Here is a 17,046-nt window from a genome sequence, read left to right on the forward strand (position 1 = left end):
GGTGACAATGGGCCGGTGCGTTACGCGATTCTCGGCACCACCCAGGCCATCCAGGACGACGGCACCACCGTCGCCGTCGGCGGAGCACGCCTGCGGGCGCTCCTGACCGCGCTCGCACTGCGACCGGGGCGCGTGGTCCCGGCGCACCTGCTCGTCGCCCAGGTGTGGGACGGCGACCCGCCGGCCGACGCGGTGGCCGCCCTGCAGGCGCTGGTCGCCCGGCTGCGGCGGGCGCTGGGGCACGCGGCCGTGCGCTCCGCCGAGGGCGGCTACCAGCTGGCCGCCGAGCGGGAGGACGTGGACCTGTACCGCTTCGAGCGGCTGGTCCGGGCCGCGGCCACGGCGCCGCAGCCGACCGAGGCGGCCGCCCTGTACGAGGAGGCCCTCGCCCTGTGGCGCGGCCCGGCCCTCGCCGACCTGCCCGACCCGGCCGCGGAGGCCGCGCGCTGGGAGGCCGTACGGGCGGACGCGCGCCGGGGCCGGCTCGCGGCGGCCCTGGCCCTGGGCGAGGTGGAGCGGTCCCTGCCGGAGCTGACCGCGCTGTGCGCGCAGCAGCCGCTGGACGAGCCGTTGCAGGCGCTGCGGATCCGGGCCCTGCGCGACGCGGGACGCCCGGCGCAGGCCCTGGCCGCCTACGACACCGTCCGCCGCGAGCTCGCCGACCGCCTGGGCGCCGACCCGGGCCCCGCCCTGCGCGCCCTGCACGCCGAACTCCTGAGCCCGCCGCAGGCCCCCGCCTCCGGCGGCACCCCTGCCCTGCACCCCTGGTCCCAGGCCCCAGGCCAGACGACTGCGCCGGCGCGCAGCTGGGGCTCCGCCCCAGACCCCGCGCCTCAACCACCGGCGGGACTGCATGTGGCCGATGCCTCCCGCCGCGCCCCCGGCAACGGCGCCGCAGGCGCCGGCCAGGGAAACCTGCGGGCGCGGCTCACCACCTTCGTCGGACGCGAGGACGACATCCGCGTCATCGGGGACGACCTCGCGCGGGCGCGGCTCGTCACGCTGCTGGGCCCCGGCGGGGCCGGCAAGACCCGGCTGTCCCAGGAGGCCGCGGAGGCCCACGAGGCGCGCGGCGACTGGCCCGACGGGGTGTGGCTCGTCGAGCTGGCCCCCGTGGACGACCCGGAGGACGTGGCCGAGGCGGTGCTCGCCGCGCTCGGCGCCCGGGAGACCAAACTGCGCGGCGCCGCCGCCGAGGAGCTGCGGGCGCTCACCGACCGCGCCGGGGACGATCCCCTGGACCGCCTCGCCGAGCACTGCGCCCGGCGTCGGATCCTGCTGCTGCTCGACAACTGCGAACACGTCATCGGCGCGGCCGCCGAGCTCGCCGAGCGACTCCTCATCCACTGCCCCGGCGTGCAGATCCTGGCCACCAGCCGCGAACCCCTCGGTGTACCGGGGGAGTCGCTGCGCCCGGTGGAGCCGCTGCCCGACCCGATCGCGCTGCGGCTGCTCGGTGACCGCGGGGGCGCCGCCCGCGCCGGGTTCACCGTGGACGAGGACCCGGAGGCCGCCGCCGAGATCTGCCGCCGACTCGACGGTCTGCCGCTGGCGATCGAGCTGGCGGCGGCCCGGCTGCGGCTGCTGACCCCGCGCCAGATCGCGGACCGTCTCGACGACCGGTTCCGCCTGCTGACCAGCGGAGCCCGTACCCTCCTGCCCCGCCAGCAGACCCTGCGGGCCGTCGTCGACTGGTCCTGGGACCTGCTGGACGAGTCCGAACGGGCCGTCCTGCGCCGCCTGTCCGTCTTCGCCGGCGGCTGCGACCTGGCCGCCGCGGAGGCCGTCTGCGCGCAGGGATCCCTCGACGTGGCCGACGTCCTCGGCTCCCTCGTCGACAAGTCCCTCGTCGTCGCCACCCCCGGCCCCGACGGCTCCGGCATGCGCTACCGCCTGCTGGAGACCGTCGGCGAGTACGCCGCCGAGCGCCTCGCCGCCGCCGGCGGCGACCGCGAGGACACCGGACGCCGCCACCTCGTCCACTACCGCGAACTCGCCCGCACCACCGAGCCCCTGCTGCGCGGCCACGGCCAGCGGGCCGCCGCCGACCGTCTCGCCACCGAGTACGAGAACCTGCGTACGGCCCTGCGCCGCGCCGTCGCCACCCGGGACGGGGACGAACTGCTCTGCCTCATCCACTCCCTGGGCTGGTACTGGCACATGCACGACCAGCGCGCCGAGGCCCGGCACTGGGCCGACGCGGCCGCGACCCTGGGCCCCAACCCCTTCCTGGCACCCCTGACCCCGGCGGAGCCGGTGTACGAGCGGCTCGTCGACTCGCCCCCGCCCTACAGCGGCGAGCTGCTCGCCGAGGGCTGGCGCGCCGTCCACCTGGTCCGGCTGGCCTCCCGGGACCAGACGAACGCCACCTGGGACAGCCCCGAGGTGCGGATCCAGATCGACGGGGTACTGGCCACCTACCGGCCCGGCCTTCCCCAGACCTGCCGGACCCCCGGCTCCCTGTGGATCTACGCCGTCATGATCGCGGGCGACCCCGGGCTGCTCAAGCGGGTCGTCGACGAGACCGTGGAATCCGCCCGCGCCCTCGGCTACCGCTGGGAACTGGCCTCCGCGCTCCAGCTGCGCGCCAACATCCTGGCCAACCGCGCCGACTGGGCGGGCGACGCCTCCCGTGACGCCGACGAGAGCCTGGCCCTCTTCCGCGAGCTCGGCGACGCCTGGGGCTGCGCCGAGGCGCTCTCCGCCCGCGCCGAGTCCCGGGAGAAGCGCGGCGAGTACGGGCCGGCCGCCCGGGACTACCGCGAGGCGATCGCGTACGCCGAACGCCTCGGCGCCAAGGCGCAGGTGACCGTCCTGCGCGTACGGATGGCCGGGACGCTCACCGAGGCCGGCAGGATGGAGGAGGCCGAGCAGATCCTCACCGAGGTCACCGCCACGGTGCAGCGGTTCGGCAACGAGGCCATGCCCGCCGCCCGGATGTTCCTCGCGGGCATCCTCGGCCGCACCGGCCGGATCCCCTCGGCGCGCAAGCAACTGCAGCTGCTGCGCGACGAGTTCGCCTTCGGCGCGTTCGCGGTCTTCGACGGCTTCCTCCTCGGGACGATGGCCTGGCTGGACAACCAGGAGGGCCGCTACGAGGAGGCCCGCGAGCGGCTGCGGCAGGCGATGACGTCCATCGAGGATCCGATGGCGCGGATGGTGGCCCCGCAGATGCCGGCGGTCTACCTGATGACCGCGGCCGTCTCCCTGAGCTCGCTCGGCGGCCCGCAGCGGGCGTACGACGCCGCCCGGCTGATCGGCGCCTACGGGACCCAGCTGCCGCCCGGGCACTTCCCCGTCACCACGGAACGCGAGGACCGCGCCCTCGCCGAGAAGCTGGCGCGGGCGGCGCTCGGTGACCGCGCCTACGAGGAGGCGTACGCCGAAGGCGGCGGCCTCACGCTGGAGGAGGCCACCGCCCTCATCTGACCCGGCCCCCGGCCGGTGTCCGTCCGGGACGCGATCCGGAACGGATCGGTCCGCGGGTCAGGTCTTCTGGCGGAACTTGCGCACCGCGAGCGGCATGGTGGTCGCCGTGATGGCGACCGACCAGGCCAGGGTCATCCACACCGAGTCCCCGACCGGCGTCCCGTTGATCAGGGCGCGGGCCGCGTCGGCCAGGTTGGACAGCGGGTTGTAGTCCGTGAAGGACTGCAGCCAGGCCGGCATGGTGGTCGGCGGCGCGAAGATCGAGCTGCCGAACTGGAGCGGCATCAGGACGATCATCGCCATGCCCTGGACGGCCTGCGCGGTCTTCAGGGTGAGACCGAGCAGGATGAAGATCCACATCAGCGAGGCGCCGAAGACGGCGGACAGACCGATGGCCAGGAACAGGTCCAGCACCGACCCCTTGATCGACAGACCGAGGATGAAGCCCACCGTGAGCAGGATGGCGATGGCGACCATCATCCGGCCGATCTCGACGACGATCTTGGCGAGGAGCACGGAGGACCGGGCGATGGGCATGGACCGGAAGCGGTCCATCACGCCCTTCTTGAAGTCGTCGTTGACGCCGGTGCCGACCGCCATCGAGATGTTCATGCCCATCATGGCCATGAGGCCGGGGATCACGTAGTTGACGTACGCGTCCTGGTTGCCCTTGCCGGAGATCGCACCGCCGAAGACGAACACGAACAGCAGCGTGAAGATGATCGGCATGAACAGGACGTCGAACATCGACTCCGGGTCCTGCTTGATCTGCAGGGCGTTGCGGCGCACCAGGGCGCCGATGTGCCGCAGGTTGGCCCGCAGGCCGATCCGGCCCTCGCCGCCGCCGGCGGCCACCGGGGCCGGACCGGGCGCGGTGGGAGCGGGCTTCGTCGTGGTTACGGTGCTCATGCCGCGACCTCCTCGGTCTTCTCGGTGGGGACGAAGTCCTCGACGGCGGTGGGCTTCTGGCCGGTGATGGACAGGAACACCTCGTCGAGGCTGGGCAGGTAGGTGCCGAGGTCGGCGATCGCGTACCCGCGGGCGGCCAGCAGACCGACCACGGCGGTCAGCTGCTCGTCGCTGAGGATCGGGACCAGCAGCACGCCCTCGTCCGGTACGGCCTGGGTGCCGGCCACGCCGTCCAGTCCGGCCTCGGACAGTGCGCGGGCCATGCCCGGCAGGTCGGCAGAGGCCACCGGCCGGATCCGCAGGGTGCGGCCGCCCACGCGCGCCTTCAGCTCGTCGACCTTGCCGTTGGCGATGACCTTGCCGCGGTCGATCACCGTCAGCTCGCTGGCGAGCTGCTCGGCCTCCTCCATGTACTGGGTGGTGAGCAGCACGGTGGCGCCCTCGGCGACCAGCCGCTGGACCTCGTCCCACACCTCGTTACGGGTGCGCGGGTCGAGACCGGTGGTCGGCTCGTCCAGGTAGAGCACGGCCGGGTTGCCGATCAGCGAGGCGGCGAGGTCGAGCCGGCGCCGCATGCCGCCGGAGTAGTTCATCGCGGCCTTCTTGGCCGCCTCGGTCAGGGAGAACCGCTCCAGCATCTCGTCCGCGCGGCGGCGGGAGTCCTTGCGGGAGAGGTCGAGCAGCCGCCCGATCATGTAGAGGTTCTCCCAGCCGGAGAGCTTCTCGTCGACCGAGGCGTACTGGCCGGTCAGGCCTATGGTGCGGCGCAGCTGCCGCGGCTGGCGGACCACGTCGTAGCCCGCGACGGTCGCGGTCCCGGCGTCGGGAACGATCAGGGTGGAGAGGCAGCGCACCAGCGTGGTCTTGCCGGCCCCGTTCGGTCCGAGGACCCCGAGGACCGTGCCCTCGCGGACGTCCAGGTCGACCCCGTCGAGGGCCTTGGTCTCGCCGTAGTGCTTGACCAGCCCCCGTACTTCAACGGCGTTGGGGTTCTTGTCGTTTCGCGTCATGTCCACCATGGGAACACCCGCCACCGACAAAGCACCGACAGCGGACCGACAGCGGACCGACAACCGGCTGACAGCCACCTGACGAGGGAGCGGCGAAGGAGCGGCGAACGCCGGCAGCCCGCCGACGCGGAGTCGACGGGCTGCCGGGGCTTACGGGGCCCAGGGGGCCCGGTTGCCTCAGTGGAAGGCGTGTTCCGCCTGCGGGAACGTTCCGCCGACCACGTCCTCGGCGAAGGCCTTCGCCGCGTCGCCCATGGTCGCGCGGAGGTTCGCGTACTGCTTGACGAACTTCGGCATCTTCCCGCCGGTCAGGCCCATCATGTCGGTCCACACCAGTACCTGCGCGTCGCACTCCGCGCCCGCACCGATCCCCACCGTCGGGATGTGCAGGGACCGGGTGACCTCGGCGGCCAGCTCGGCCGGCACGAGCTCCAGCACCACGGCGAAGGCACCCGCGTCCTGCGCCGCCTTCGCGTCGCGCAGCAGCCGGTGCGCCGCCTCGTCGCCCCGGCCCTGCACCCGGTAGCCCATGGCGTTGACCGACTGCGGGGTCAGGCCCAGGTGGGACATGACGGGGATGCCGGCCTGCACGATCAGCTCGGTCTGGGCCAGCGAACGCTCGCCGCCCTCCAGCTTCACCGCTCCGACCCCGGCCTCCTTCACGAGACGGGTGGCGCTGCGCAGGGCCTGCACGGCGCCTTCCTGGTACGAACCGAACGGCATGTCGCCGATCACCAGCGCACGGCTCGTGCCGCGCACGACGGCCGCCGAGAGCATGGTCATCTGGTCCATCGTCACCGGGACGGTGGAGTCGTAGCCGAGGTGGCAGTTGCCCATCGAGTCGCCGACGAGGATGACCGGGATGCCGGCCTCGTCGAACACGGACGCGGTCATCGCGTCGTAGGCGGTGAGCATGGGCCACTTCTCGCCGCGTTCCTTGGCGAGGGTCAGGTCGCGGACGGTGATGCGCCGGGTGCCGGTGCCTCCGTACAGGGTGCGGGGGTCCGACGGAGATGCTGCTGCGGGTTCGCGGGCAGGCGAAACGGCATGCGTCATTGCAACTGCTCCTTGTGTCATCTCGAGGCGCCCTCACGGCGTCCCCGGACTCACCCACCATGGTGGCATCCGCGTGGCCGAAGGCGGAAGTGCTGGGGAGCGCGCGCCCCGCCACACGATGCAATGTGCGCGTTTCGTGACAAGCGGAACCCGTGGCGTACGGCCGTTCGTCCTCCCGGACGTACGACCGTGAAGGACGGTCGTGACGTACGGCACGTAAGGCTTCGTCGATCGCCTAGGGTCAAGGGGCGGGGACGGAGCGCGAGCACGGCAGTGAGGGCAGTGGCATGGCACAGGCGTACATGACGGAGTCGGGGAACGGCGGCTCGGACCCCGAGCCCTCCGCGTCCCGCTTCCGACGCCGGCTGGCCGACCTGCGCAAGGACCCCGGAATCTGGCGCCGCGGATGGGTGCTGGCGGGGATCGCCGCCCTGATCTCGCTGATCATGATCTTCCATGCCGACCTTCCCAACGACGTGGGCAACCTCGGCAGCCTCACCGAGACCTTCCTGCCCTGGCTCGGCGTGGCCGTCCCGGCCCTGCTGGCCGGGGCCGTGGTCCGCAAGTCCGCGACCGCGCTCATCGCGGTACTGCTGACGGCCGCGGTCTGGGCGAACCTCTTCGGCGGCCTGGTCACCGACAAGTCCGGCGCCGGCGGCAACCTCGTCGTCGCCACCCACAACGTGGACGCCGACAACCCCGACCCGCGCGGCACCGCCGAATCCGTCGCCCGGTCCGGCGCCGACGTCCTGGCCCTGACCGAGCTCAAGGGCAGCGCCGTCCCCGTCTACGAGAAGGCACTCGCGGCCACGTACAAGTACCACTCGGTCGAGGGCACCGTCGGCCTGTGGAGCAAGTACCCGCTGAGCGCCAGCGCGCCCGTCGACATCAGGATGGGCTGGACCCGCGCCATGCGCGCCACCGTCGACACCCCCCAGGGGAAGGTCGCCGCCTTCGTCGCCCACCTCCCCTCGGTCCGGGTCAAGCTGAACGCCGGCTTCACCGCGAACCAGCGCGACGACAGCGCCGACGCGCTGGGCGCCGCGCTCGCCGCCGAACCGCTGAAGAAGGTCGTCCTGCTCGGCGACCTCAACGGCACCATGAACGACCGCGCGCTGTCCGAGGTCACCTCGCAGATGCGCTCCACCCAGGGCGCGGCGGGCGACGGCTTCGGCTTCAGCTGGCCCGCCGGGTTCCCGATGGCCAGGATCGACCAGATCCTGGTCCGCGGGATCCGCCCGGAGGCCTCCTGGACCCTGCCGCGCACGGGCAGCGACCACCTGCCGGTCGCCGCCCGGCTCACCGTCAAGCCGTAGACCAGCCAGGGCGGCTACGCCCGCTGCCCTGCGGCTACGCCCGCTCGCGCCAGCCGTTCGTGATGGGCAGCCGGCGGTCCTTGCCGAAGCCCTTCGCGGAGATCTTCGTGCCCGGCGGGTACTGGCGGCGCTTGTACTCCGCCGTGTCCACCATCCGCAGCGTCCTGGCGACCAGCTCCCGGTCGAAACCGGCCGCGACGATCGCCTCCATGCCCTGGTCCCGGTCCACGTACAGCGCGAGGATCGCGTCGAGGACCGGGTAGTCCGGCAGCGAGTCCGTGTCCACCTGCCCCGGGCGCAGCTCGGCGCTCGGCGGCTTCACGATCGAGTTCTCCGGGATCGGCGGGGTCTCGCCGCGCTCGACGGCGGCCCGGTTGCGGTAGTGGGCCAGCCGGAACACGTCCGTCTTGTACACGTCCTTGATCGGGCCGTACGCGCCCACCGAGTCGCCGTACAGGGTGGAGTAGCCGACGGCCAGCTCCGACTTGTTGCCCGGGGCCAGCACCAGGTGGCCCTCCTGGTTGGACACCGCCATCAGCATGGTGCCGCGCAGCCGGGACTGGAGGTTCTCCTCGGCCAGGCCGGTGAGGCCGAGCGATCCCATGTACGCGTCGAACATCGGCTCGATGGGCACGGTCCGCAGGTGCAGCCCGGTCCGCTCGGCCAGATCGGCCGCGTCGCCCCTGGAGTGGTCCGAGGAGTACTTCGAGGGCATCGAGACGCCGTACACGTTCTGCGCGCCGATTGCGTCGCAGGCGATGGCGGCGACGAGCGCCGAGTCGATGCCTCCGGAGAGCCCGATCAGGACGGAGCGGAACCCGTTCTTCTTGACGTACGCGCGCAGGCCCACGACCAGCGCGTCGTAGACCTCCTCGTCGTCGTCGAGCCGGTCGGCGTACCCACCGGGGACGACCGGCTCGTACGGCTCCACCGGATCCTCGGAGAGGATCACGCGGTCGATCCGCAGCCCGTCGTCCACCACGCCCTCGGGCGCGTCGGCGCGCGCCGCGGGCAGGTCGAGGTCGACCAGGACGCAGCCCTCGGAGAACTGCGGTGCGCGGGCGATGACTTCGCCGGCGGAGTCGACAACGATCGAGTCCCCGTCGAAGACCAGCTCGTCCTGGCCGCCGATCATCGCCAGGTAGGCGAGCGTGCAGCCGGCCTCCTGGGCCCGCTTGCGGACCAGCTCCAGGCGCAGGTCGTCCTTGTTGCGCTCGTACGGGGAGGCGTTGATCGAGACCAGCAGCCCGGCCCCGGCGGAACGCGTGGCCGGGACCCGGCCGCCCTCCTGCCAGAGGTCCTCGCAGATGGCCAGGGCCACGTCGACGCCGTGGACCCGGATCACCGGCTGGGTGTTGCCCGGTACGAAGTACCGGAACTCGTCGAACACGCCGTAGTTGGGGAGGTGGTGCTTGGCGAAGCGCAGGACGACCTGCCCGCGGTGCAGCACGGCGGCCGCGTTCTCGGGCGAGCCGGCCGGGCGGCCGAGCCGGGGCGTGGCCTTCTCGGTGCGGTCGAGGTAGCCGACGACGACCGGCAACTCGCCGAGCCCCTCGGCCGCCAGCCGCTGGGCGAGCTCGCGCAGCGCGGTGCGGGAGGCCTCGACGAAGGACTCGCGCAGGGCGAGGTCCTCGACGGGGTAGCCGGTCAGCACCATCTCCGGGAACGCCACGAGGTGGGCGCCCTGCTCGGCGGCGTGCCGGGTCCAGTGGACGACCGAGTCGCAGTTGGCCGCGATGTCGCCGACGTGCGAGTCGATCTGATTCAGAGCGAGGCGTAGTTGAGGCACGGGGCCCAGTCTAATCGTCTTTCTGACGCGATGTCCTGGGCCCCGGCTCTCTCACGGGCCGCGTCAGCCGATCGGGCCGCCGAACTTGGCGGGGGCGAGCAGGGTGGCCGGACTGATGTCCGCACTGATCTTCGTCGTGCCCTCGGGGACCTCGTAGGCGACGACGCCGCTCGCGGACGCGCCCGGCAGGATGTCGCCCCTGATCATCTTCGGCAGGTCGCCGTCGAAGACGATCTTGCCGGTCATGCCGTTGTCGTCGCGGACGTTGGGCATCGCGTAGATGACGTTCAGGGTCTTGTCGGAGTCGTTGGTGATGGTGACGGTCATCTGGACCGCGTTGCCCACCTTCAGGTACTCGCTCTTCGTCACGTACTTCTTCGGCACGCTGATGCTGACCTTGACGCCGCTGGGGTACGTGAACGTCTCGCCGAACGCCAGCGCGCTGGTCATGCCCGGGACCTGGGAGGGCGACGGGGACTTCGAGGGGTACGAGGGCTTCGACGGATACGGGTACGGGGTGGCCGACGGCCACGGGTCGCCGCTGGGGTACGGGCCCAGCTCCATCTGCTCCTCCTCGATCTTCCGGTCGATGCGGTCGACGACGCCGACGGTGAGGAAGAAGCCGACGGCGGAGGCACCGAGGCCGAGCACGCCGAGGACGGTGCCGAGGATGGCCAGCGGCTTGTGCGGCCCGCCCTTGGAGGCGCGGACGAGGGCGCCGATGCCCAGGCCGATGCCGACCACGGCGGTCAGGGCGCCCGCCCAGAAGAGGAAGGGGATGAAGCCGAAGACGATGCCGAAGCCGCCGACGATGAGGGCGGCGATGGCCAGGCCGTTGGTGGCCGCCGGACCACCCTGCGGGTACCCGGGGTACGGACCCGAGCCATAGCCGTGACCGTGGCCGGGCTGGGCCCAGACGTTGCCGGGGGCACCGGGAGCGCCGTGCGCGCCCGGGACGCCGTAGCCGCCTGCGGGCGGGGCCGGGGCGGCGGGGGCGGCCGGGGTGGGCGGGGCGAACGGCGTCGCGACGGTGGCGGGGGACGGGGCGGGCGGGTCCGCGGGGGCCGCCAGGGCCGAGTGCAGCGGGACGGTCGCCGGTTCGGTGGGCTCCACCGCTTCGGGGGCGCTCGGGGCGGGCTGCAGCGGGACGGTTGCCTCTTCCGACGCCGGGTCCGGGGCGGGGGCCGGTTCCGGGGCCGTGGCCGGGGTCGCCGGGGTCTTCTCCAGCGACAGCGCGGGCGCGCGCGTCGGTTCCGGCGCCGGCTCGGGGGAGATGGGCTCGGGCGTGGGCTCCGGTATGGAGGCCGTCTCGGGAACGGGCGTGCCCGCAGGCTCCGTCGGCGGACCGGCGGGGGTGCTGGGCGGGTTCGGCGGAGTACTCATACCGGCGGGGTCGTCCTTTTGTCGCAGCAGCTCTGATCACCGCAAGAGTGCCATGCCGACGGCCCGCCCCCGTCCGAATTCCCGTGCGGTTCCGGTCCCCGGCCGGAACCGGAACCGCACGGACGGGCCCGGCGCTCGCCAAGAGCCCGTCAGGCGCCCGTCAGAGCTGGTAGCCGAGGACCGCCATCATCCCGGACTCCGAGTGGTAGACGTTGTGGCAGTGCATCATCCACAGCCCGGGGTTGTCCGCGTCGAAGTCCGCGGTCAGCCTCTTGCCCGGCAGGAGGATCGCGGTGTCCTTGCGGGCCCCGCCCGCTCCGCCGCCCAGCGCGAAGGTGTGCCCGTGCAGGTGTACCGGGTGCCACATCGCCGACTGGTTGCTGAACTCCAGCCGGACCCGCTCGCCCGCCTTCACGGGGTGCCGCTGGTCCGGTGTGTACGGCTTGCCGTCGAAGGCCCAGTTGTACCTGGCCATGGTGCCGGTGAGCCGGATCCGCACCGTACGGTCCGGCTCGCGCGGCGCCAGTACGGCCGGCCCCGCCGCCTTGAGCGCGTCCGCCATCAGCGGCCGCACGTCCAGCTCGGCCGGCCGGGTCGCGGCGGTGGGCGCCGTCCCCGACCCGGTGCGCAGCACGGCGAGCGCCGACCGGCCCTTGCCCTCGGCCAGCGCGGTGAGCGGGAACACCCCGTCCTGCGCGGTGACCAGGACGTCGTACCGCTCGCCCATGCCCAGCAGCAGCGAGCTCGCCTTCGCCTGCTCCACCGGAAACCCGTCGGTGTGGGTGACCGTCAGTTCGTGGCCGCCGAGGGCGATCCGGAAGGCGGTGTCCCCGCCGGCGTTGATGATGCGCAGTCGGATCCGGTCGCCGGGGCGGGCGGTGAAGACCGACGGGTCGTCCGCCACCCGGCCGTTGATCAGGTAGTGCGGGTAGACGACGTCCCCCGCGTCCCCGCCGAGGAGTTCGCTGTTGCCGCCCATCATCACGTGGGAGCGCCCGCCGCCGGCTCCGGCCCCACGGGTGCCGGCGGGTGCGGGCGCCCGGCCGTGGGCGTGCCCGCCGCCCGCCGCGGTCATGCCCTGGCGGAGCTCGGCGAGGACGGCGTCGGGCGTGGCTCCGTCCACTCCGTCGATCCAGTCGTCGAGGACCACGACCCACTCCTTGTCGTAGGAGAGCGGCTCCTTCGGGTCCTCGACGATGAGCGGGGCGTAGAGGCCGCGGTCCTGCTGGACCCCGGTGTGCGGGTGGAACCAGTACGTGCCCGGGTGCGTGACGGCGAACTTGTACGCGAAGGATCCGCCCGGGGCGATGTCCCGCTGCGTCAGCGCGGGGACCCCGTCCATGTCGTTGCGCAGCGCGATGCCGTGCCAGTGCAGGGAGGTGGCCTGCGGGAGGTTGTTGGCCAGGGTGAGGGCGAGGGTGCCGCCCGCGGTGGCCCGTACCTCCTGGCCCGGCAGCTTGTCCCCGTACGCCCAGGAGCGGACGGTGTGCCCGCCGCCGAGGTCGAGCGGGGTGGCGGTGGCGGTGAGCTTGACCTCGGTGAGCGGTCCGGTGGCCTTGCGGGCGGCCTCGGCGGCCTTGACCTCGGGCCCGGCCGGGTCGACGTAGCCCGCCGGGCCGTCGGCGAGGGAACCGCCGTGGTTCATGGAGCCGTGGTCCGCGCCGGAGGAACCGGAACGGGAGCCGGAAGAGGATCCGGAACCGGAGCAGGCGGAGAGCAGTCCGGAGCCGAGGACGGCGGCGGACGCGCCGAGGACGGCGCGGCGGGTCGTCGGACGGGTGGGAAGAGAGCGCATGGGGGCACCTCGTGCGTGTGGTGGTACGGGTTCAAGGGCGCGATCCGGGGCCGCCCCACGGCCGTGCGCACAGGAAGGCGCGCGGACGTGCGGGCCTGCGGGCGCGGGGGCATGGGGGAGGGAGGGGGGCGGCGGCGAGGCGGCCTATACCCGCAGAACCGCCAGCCGGGTGAGGAGTTCGCGTGGTGACGACGGGCCCGGGCCACCGGACCGGCCGGGTATGCGGGCCGCGCCCCCGAGCGGCGCGGTGTCGCGGGAGCCGGCCGGTCCGGCGCCGAGGTACAGCAGGACGAGCCCGGTGAGTACGGCGAGGCACACGGACAGGGGGTCCATGCCGGTGCCGGTGCCGGTGCCGGTGCCGGTGGCGTTGCTGATGCCGACGGCGGCGGCGGGCAGGGGCGCCCCGGCCACCGGTATCGGGTCCTGCGCGTGCCCCTGGGCCTGCCCCTGCGCGTGCACCCGTTCCGCCCCCCGGGCGTGACCGGCCGAGGCAACGGAGCGGCCCGCGGGCGCGTCCTCCACGGCATGGGAGTCAGCCGGATGGCCCAGGGAGTGCATGGTGACGATGCCCAGCAACAGCGCGGCGAGCAGCAGCAGCCGGGCCCCCGGGCCTGCTCGCTCGCCACTGCGCGTCATGCGCGGAACCCTACCCGGGGTGGGTATCCGATCATAGGACCGACCCTGGATCTGCCTAGGATCAGTCACACTATGTCCCGCCATGGTCTCTCTCTGCGGACCGCCTGGCCGGTCGCCGTCCTCATCGGCCTCGCCGGCGCCGCCTACACGGCGTGGGTACTCGAAGTCGTCCTCTCCACGGGCCTCAACCCCATCGAGACGTACGTCAGCGAGCTCGCCGCCCAGGACCAGCCGCTCGGCGGCCTGTTCCGGGCCACCGACTTCACCGCCGGCCTGCTCGCCTTCGCCGGGGGCCTGCCGGCCCTGCTGGGGCTGCTGAGGCAGGCCGCGTCCCGCCGCCCCTGGGCGGTCGTCGGCTGGGCCGGGGTCACCCTCTTCGGCGCGGCCACCGCCGCCGACGCCTGGCTGCCGCTGAGCTGCACGCCGACCGCGGACCCCGTGTGCGCCGCGCGGGAGACCGCCGGGCTCGTCCCCGCCACCCATCAGGCGCACGCCATCAGCAGCAGCCTCGCCATGACCGGAGCCCTGACCGGGGTGGTGGCCCTGACCGTGGCCGCGCGCCGCTACGGCTGGTTCGCCCCGCTCGCCCGCTACGGTCCCGCGCTCGTCGTCCTCGAACTGCTCGCCACGGTCTGGACGCTGTCCGCCATCGCGCTGTTCACCGCCGGGCGCGGGACCTGGGCCCTGGGGGCCGGACAGCGGCTCCAGGTGCTGTTCGTGGCGCTCTGGCTTGGCCTGCTCGCGTATTCGGTCCACAAGGAACGCCGCACACGCGTCCACGACGCACGCCGACCGCCCGTCCACGAGGAACGCCGACCGCGCGCCCACGAGGAACGCCGGCCGCGCGCCCACGAGGAACGCCGGCCGCGCGCCCACAAGGAGCACCGCAGGTGACCCGCACCGGCCGGTTCGTGCGCGTGGACGGGACCGCGCTGCACGTCCTCGTCGAGGGCCGGGGCCCCGTGTGCGTGCTCAGCGCCGGGCTGGCCCTGGCCTGGTTCGACTGGGACCCGGTCGCCGCGCTGCTCGTCGCCCGGGGCCGTACCGTCGTCCGCTTCGACCGGCCCGGACACGGCCTCAGCGGTCCGGCCACCGTGCCGCCGACCACCGTCGGGGAGGCCCGCCGGATCGCAGGCCTCCAGGACGCGCTGGGCCTCACCGGCCCCGTCACCGTCGTGGGGCACTCGATCGCCGGGTTCCACGCCGAGGCCTTCGCCCGCCTGTACCCGCAGCGCACCGCCGCCCTGGTGCTGCTCGACTCCAGCGTGGAGGAGACCCCCCGGGCCCTGCTGCCCGCAGGGCCGCGCACCGCAGCCGCCCGGGCGCTCGGCCGGGCCGTGACCGCCGCGGGCCTGCCGGCCGCGCTGGGGCCACCGGTGCGACGGGCGGCCGTACGGGCCTCGCGCGCCGGCGGCTCCGACCCGGCCGCGCGTGACCTCGTACGACGCTGCTACCGCACGGGCCGCGTCTGGCGCGGCGCCCTGCTGGAGAACGCCCGCTACCCGGACATGGCGGCCGAGCTGCTCGCACTGCGCGCCGCGCACCCACTGGCCGCACCCGCCACCGTCCTCGCCGCCCACGACGGCTCCCGCGGCCGGTGCGCGCTGCGCTGGCCGGCCCGCCAGGCGGAACTCGCCGCACGGCTCGGCGCCCGCTTCGAGGTGGCCGAGCCCGCCGGACACCTGGTCATGCTGGACCGCCCGGACCAGGTGGCCCGGGCGGTCCTCGCAGCGCGGGAACCGGGTCAGCGCCTGGCGTAGACCTTCTCGACGAAGCCGGCCAGCTGGTCCTCCGACAGGTGCTGGGCCAGGTCGGCCTCGCTGATCATGCCGACCAGCTTCTTGTCCTTGATCACGGGGAGTCGCTTGATCTGGTGGCTCTCCATCTCCTCCAGCACTTCGGAGACGTCCGCGCCCGCGTCGATCCAGCGCGGGGTGCCCTGGGCCATGTCACCGGCGGTGGTCTTCGACGGATCGTGGCCCTTGGCCACGCAGCCCACGACGATGTCGCGGTCGGTCAGGATGCCGCACAGCCGCTCGTCGGCGTCACTGATGGGCAGCGCGCCCACATTGAGCCGGCTCATGAGCTCTGCGGCCCGGTCCAGGGTCTCCGTGGCGGGGATCCACTGGGCCCCCTCGTGCATGATCTCTCCGGCGGTGGTCATCGCGTCAACCTCCTGAGCGCCGTGTGCGGCGGGCCCGGGCGGGCCCGCCTCGGCGCCCTCCTGGTCATGCGGCCTGGTCATAGGGCCGCCGGGCCGTCCGGCGTACGCGACCCCCAGGGGGAGTACACGCCCGTACGGGTGAGAGGGCGCCTCCCACCACCGTACGAGCGTGTCCCGTCACCCGCGCGGCGCGGCCCCGCGCTGCTTGAGCATGTCCGCCATCAGGGTGAGCTCCGAGCGCTGGGCGTCGACCATGCCCTGAGCCAGCGCCCGCTCGACCGGGGTCTCGCACTGCCGCGCGCAGCCCTCGGCCATCGCGACGCCGCCCTGGTGGTGGTCGGTCATCAGCTGGAGGAAGAGCACCTCCGCGTCCCGGCCCTCGACCGCGCCCAGCCGGGCCAGCTCCTCCTTGGTGGCCATCCCGGGCATCAGCGCGCCGGGCTTGGCCGCGCCGTGGCCCGCGTGCCCGCCGTGGCCGCCCGAGGCCCCCATCCAGGACATGGGCGGCTCGTCGGCCACGACCTTCGGCAGCCCCCACAGGTCCAGCCAGCCGAGCAGCATGCCCCGCTGGTTGGCCTGGGTGTTGGCGATGTCGTAGGCGAGGGTGCGGACGGCCTCGTCCTGGGTGCGGTCCCGCACGATGAAGGACATCTCCACCGCCTGCTGGTGATGCACTGCCATGTCGCGGGCGAAGCCCGCGTCGGGGGAGTGGAGCCCGGGCGTCCGGGCCGCGGCGCTGCCGTTACCGCTGCCGCTGTCGTTGCCAGTGCCGTTGGCGGCGGACACGGTGGCCGCCGCCGCGAACAGCAGGGCCAGCAGGACGGCCGCGCCGGCGATCCAGTACGTACGCGGGACGGTGGCGCGGGGGAGCGGGCGGCTCACTTGCCGGCCACCCCGCTCGTGCAGGCCGCACCCGGCTCGGGGGTCTGCTCACCCTGCACGTACTTGGTGAAGAACTGCGCCACCCGGGGATCGTCGGCGCTGTCCACGGTCAGCTGCTTGCCCCACGCGCTGAGCATGATCGACCCGATCTGCTCCTTGACCGGGCTCATCAGCGAGTACGGGGTCTTCTCCACCCGCGCGGAGAGCTTGTCGAGGTCGGCCTTGGGCGCCTTCTCGTTGTACGTCACCCACACCGCCCCGTGCTCCAGCGAGTGCACGGCGTTCACCTCGGGCACCGGGTTCGTGTAGACGTCGCCGTTGCAGTTCATCCAGCGGGGGTGGTGGTCACCGCCGACCGGCGGGTTCATCTCGTACTTCACCGGCGTCTCGACGTGATTGCGGCCGAACTTCGTCGCGTCCCACAGCTGCTCGCCCTCCACGGGCTTCTTCCGGAGCTCCTGCTGCTCCTTGAAGAGCTTCACCGCGGCGTCCTTCTTGCGCTGCTCGGTCTGCTTCTGGTCGATCAGCACCCACGCGCCGAAACCGACGAGCCCGACGACGACGGACGACGCGACCGTGATCGCGATGGCCTTGTTGCGCCGCTCCCGCACCTGGTCGGCGCGGCGCATCTCGGCTATGCGCGCCTGGCGGGAGTGCGGGTCGGTGTGCTGGGGGGT

14 protein-coding genes are annotated in these 17,046 nt (G+C 73.4%); 4 read left to right on the forward strand and 10 right to left on the reverse strand.

Annotation, left to right across the window (positions count from 1 at the left end):
* The first annotated feature begins 15 nt into the window (after positions 1–15).
* Positions 16–3,429 carry an AfsR/SARP family transcriptional regulator gene (locus tag AC07DU_RS26060; protein WP_479113925.1) on the forward strand — a complete coding sequence of 1,138 codons (3,414 nt, stop codon included), beginning with the start codon at positions 16–18 and terminating at the stop codon, positions 3,427–3,429.
* A gap of 57 nt (positions 3,430–3,486) precedes the next feature.
* Here AC07DU_RS26060 and AC07DU_RS26065 read toward each other — a convergent pair whose 3' ends face one another.
* The 3 genes from AC07DU_RS26065 to panB all read right to left on the reverse strand — a co-directional run bounded on the left by AC07DU_RS26065 (position 3,487) and on the right by panB (position 6,404).
* Positions 3,487–4,338 (reverse strand): ABC transporter permease, encoded by an 852-nt coding sequence (locus AC07DU_RS26065; RefSeq protein ID WP_479034421.1) that lies wholly within the window; start codon positions 4,336–4,338, stop codon positions 3,487–3,489.
* Positions 4,335–5,357, reverse strand: coding sequence for an ATP-binding cassette domain-containing protein (locus AC07DU_RS26070; RefSeq protein ID WP_479034418.1), 1,023 nt, complete (start codon positions 5,355–5,357; stop codon positions 4,335–4,337). The genes AC07DU_RS26065 and AC07DU_RS26070 overlap by 4 nt, the downstream gene beginning before the upstream one ends.
* 168 nt (positions 5,358–5,525) lie before the next feature.
* Positions 5,526–6,404, reverse strand: a complete 879-nt coding sequence (gene panB, locus AC07DU_RS26075; protein ID WP_360897906.1) for a 3-methyl-2-oxobutanoate hydroxymethyltransferase — start codon at positions 6,402–6,404, stop codon at positions 5,526–5,528.
* A gap of 287 nt (positions 6,405–6,691) precedes the next feature.
* On the opposite strand from panB, the gene AC07DU_RS26080 reads away from it, so the two are divergent.
* Positions 6,692–7,720 carry an endonuclease/exonuclease/phosphatase family protein gene (locus AC07DU_RS26080; RefSeq protein ID WP_479034415.1) on the forward strand — a complete coding sequence of 343 codons (1,029 nt, stop codon included), beginning with the start codon at positions 6,692–6,694 and terminating at the stop codon, positions 7,718–7,720.
* Between the two features lie 34 nt (positions 7,721–7,754).
* Here the strand turns inward: AC07DU_RS26080 and AC07DU_RS26085 are convergent, their stop codons facing one another.
* The 4 genes from AC07DU_RS26085 to AC07DU_RS26100 form a co-directional block, all read right to left on the reverse strand.
* The gene (locus tag AC07DU_RS26085; RefSeq protein WP_479034412.1) at positions 7,755–9,509 is read right to left on the reverse strand and encodes an NAD+ synthase; all 1,755 of its coding nucleotides are present in this window, start codon (positions 9,507–9,509) and stop codon (positions 7,755–7,757) included.
* 63 nt (positions 9,510–9,572) lie between these two features.
* Positions 9,573–10,892, reverse strand: coding sequence for a DUF4352 domain-containing protein (locus AC07DU_RS26090; protein ID WP_479113927.1), 1,320 nt, complete (start codon positions 10,890–10,892; stop codon positions 9,573–9,575).
* 160 nt (positions 10,893–11,052) lie between these two features.
* Entirely contained in the window at positions 11,053–12,687 is a 1,635-nt protein-coding gene (locus AC07DU_RS26095; RefSeq protein ID WP_479113929.1) for a multicopper oxidase family protein, read from the reverse strand.
* A gap of 144 nt (positions 12,688–12,831) precedes the next feature.
* Positions 12,832–13,323 (reverse strand): hypothetical protein, encoded by a 492-nt coding sequence (locus AC07DU_RS26100; protein WP_479113931.1) that lies wholly within the window; start codon positions 13,321–13,323, stop codon positions 12,832–12,834.
* 72 nt (positions 13,324–13,395) lie between these two features.
* Here AC07DU_RS26100 and AC07DU_RS26105 point away from each other — a divergent pair, with 72 nt between their 5' ends.
* Positions 13,396–14,217, forward strand: a complete 822-nt coding sequence (locus AC07DU_RS26105; RefSeq protein WP_479113933.1) for a DUF998 domain-containing protein — start codon at positions 13,396–13,398, stop codon at positions 14,215–14,217.
* Complete coding sequence (locus tag AC07DU_RS26110) at positions 14,214–15,083, forward strand: alpha/beta fold hydrolase (protein WP_479113935.1); 870 nt, start codon at positions 14,214–14,216, stop codon at positions 15,081–15,083. Before AC07DU_RS26105 ends, AC07DU_RS26110 begins: the two co-directional genes overlap by 4 nt.
* Here the strand turns inward: AC07DU_RS26110 and AC07DU_RS26115 are convergent.
* From AC07DU_RS26115 to AC07DU_RS26125, 3 genes are all read right to left on the reverse strand, one after another.
* Complete coding sequence (locus AC07DU_RS26115) at positions 15,068–15,487, reverse strand: CBS domain-containing protein (protein ID WP_360897922.1); 420 nt, start codon at positions 15,485–15,487, stop codon at positions 15,068–15,070. The two genes, AC07DU_RS26110 and AC07DU_RS26115, sit on opposite strands and share 16 nt — an antisense overlap.
* Before the next feature lie 177 nt (positions 15,488–15,664).
* Entirely contained in the window at positions 15,665–16,369 is a 705-nt protein-coding gene (locus AC07DU_RS26120; RefSeq protein ID WP_360897924.1) for a DUF305 domain-containing protein, read from the reverse strand.
* Positions 16,366–16,998, reverse strand: coding sequence for a DUF3105 domain-containing protein (locus AC07DU_RS26125; RefSeq protein WP_479114010.1), 633 nt, complete (start codon positions 16,996–16,998; stop codon positions 16,366–16,368). Before AC07DU_RS26125 ends, AC07DU_RS26120 begins: the two co-directional genes overlap by 4 nt.
* Positions 16,999–17,046: the final 48 nt, after the last annotated feature.

This window comes from Streptomyces sp. NPDC045695, assembly GCF_056432025.1.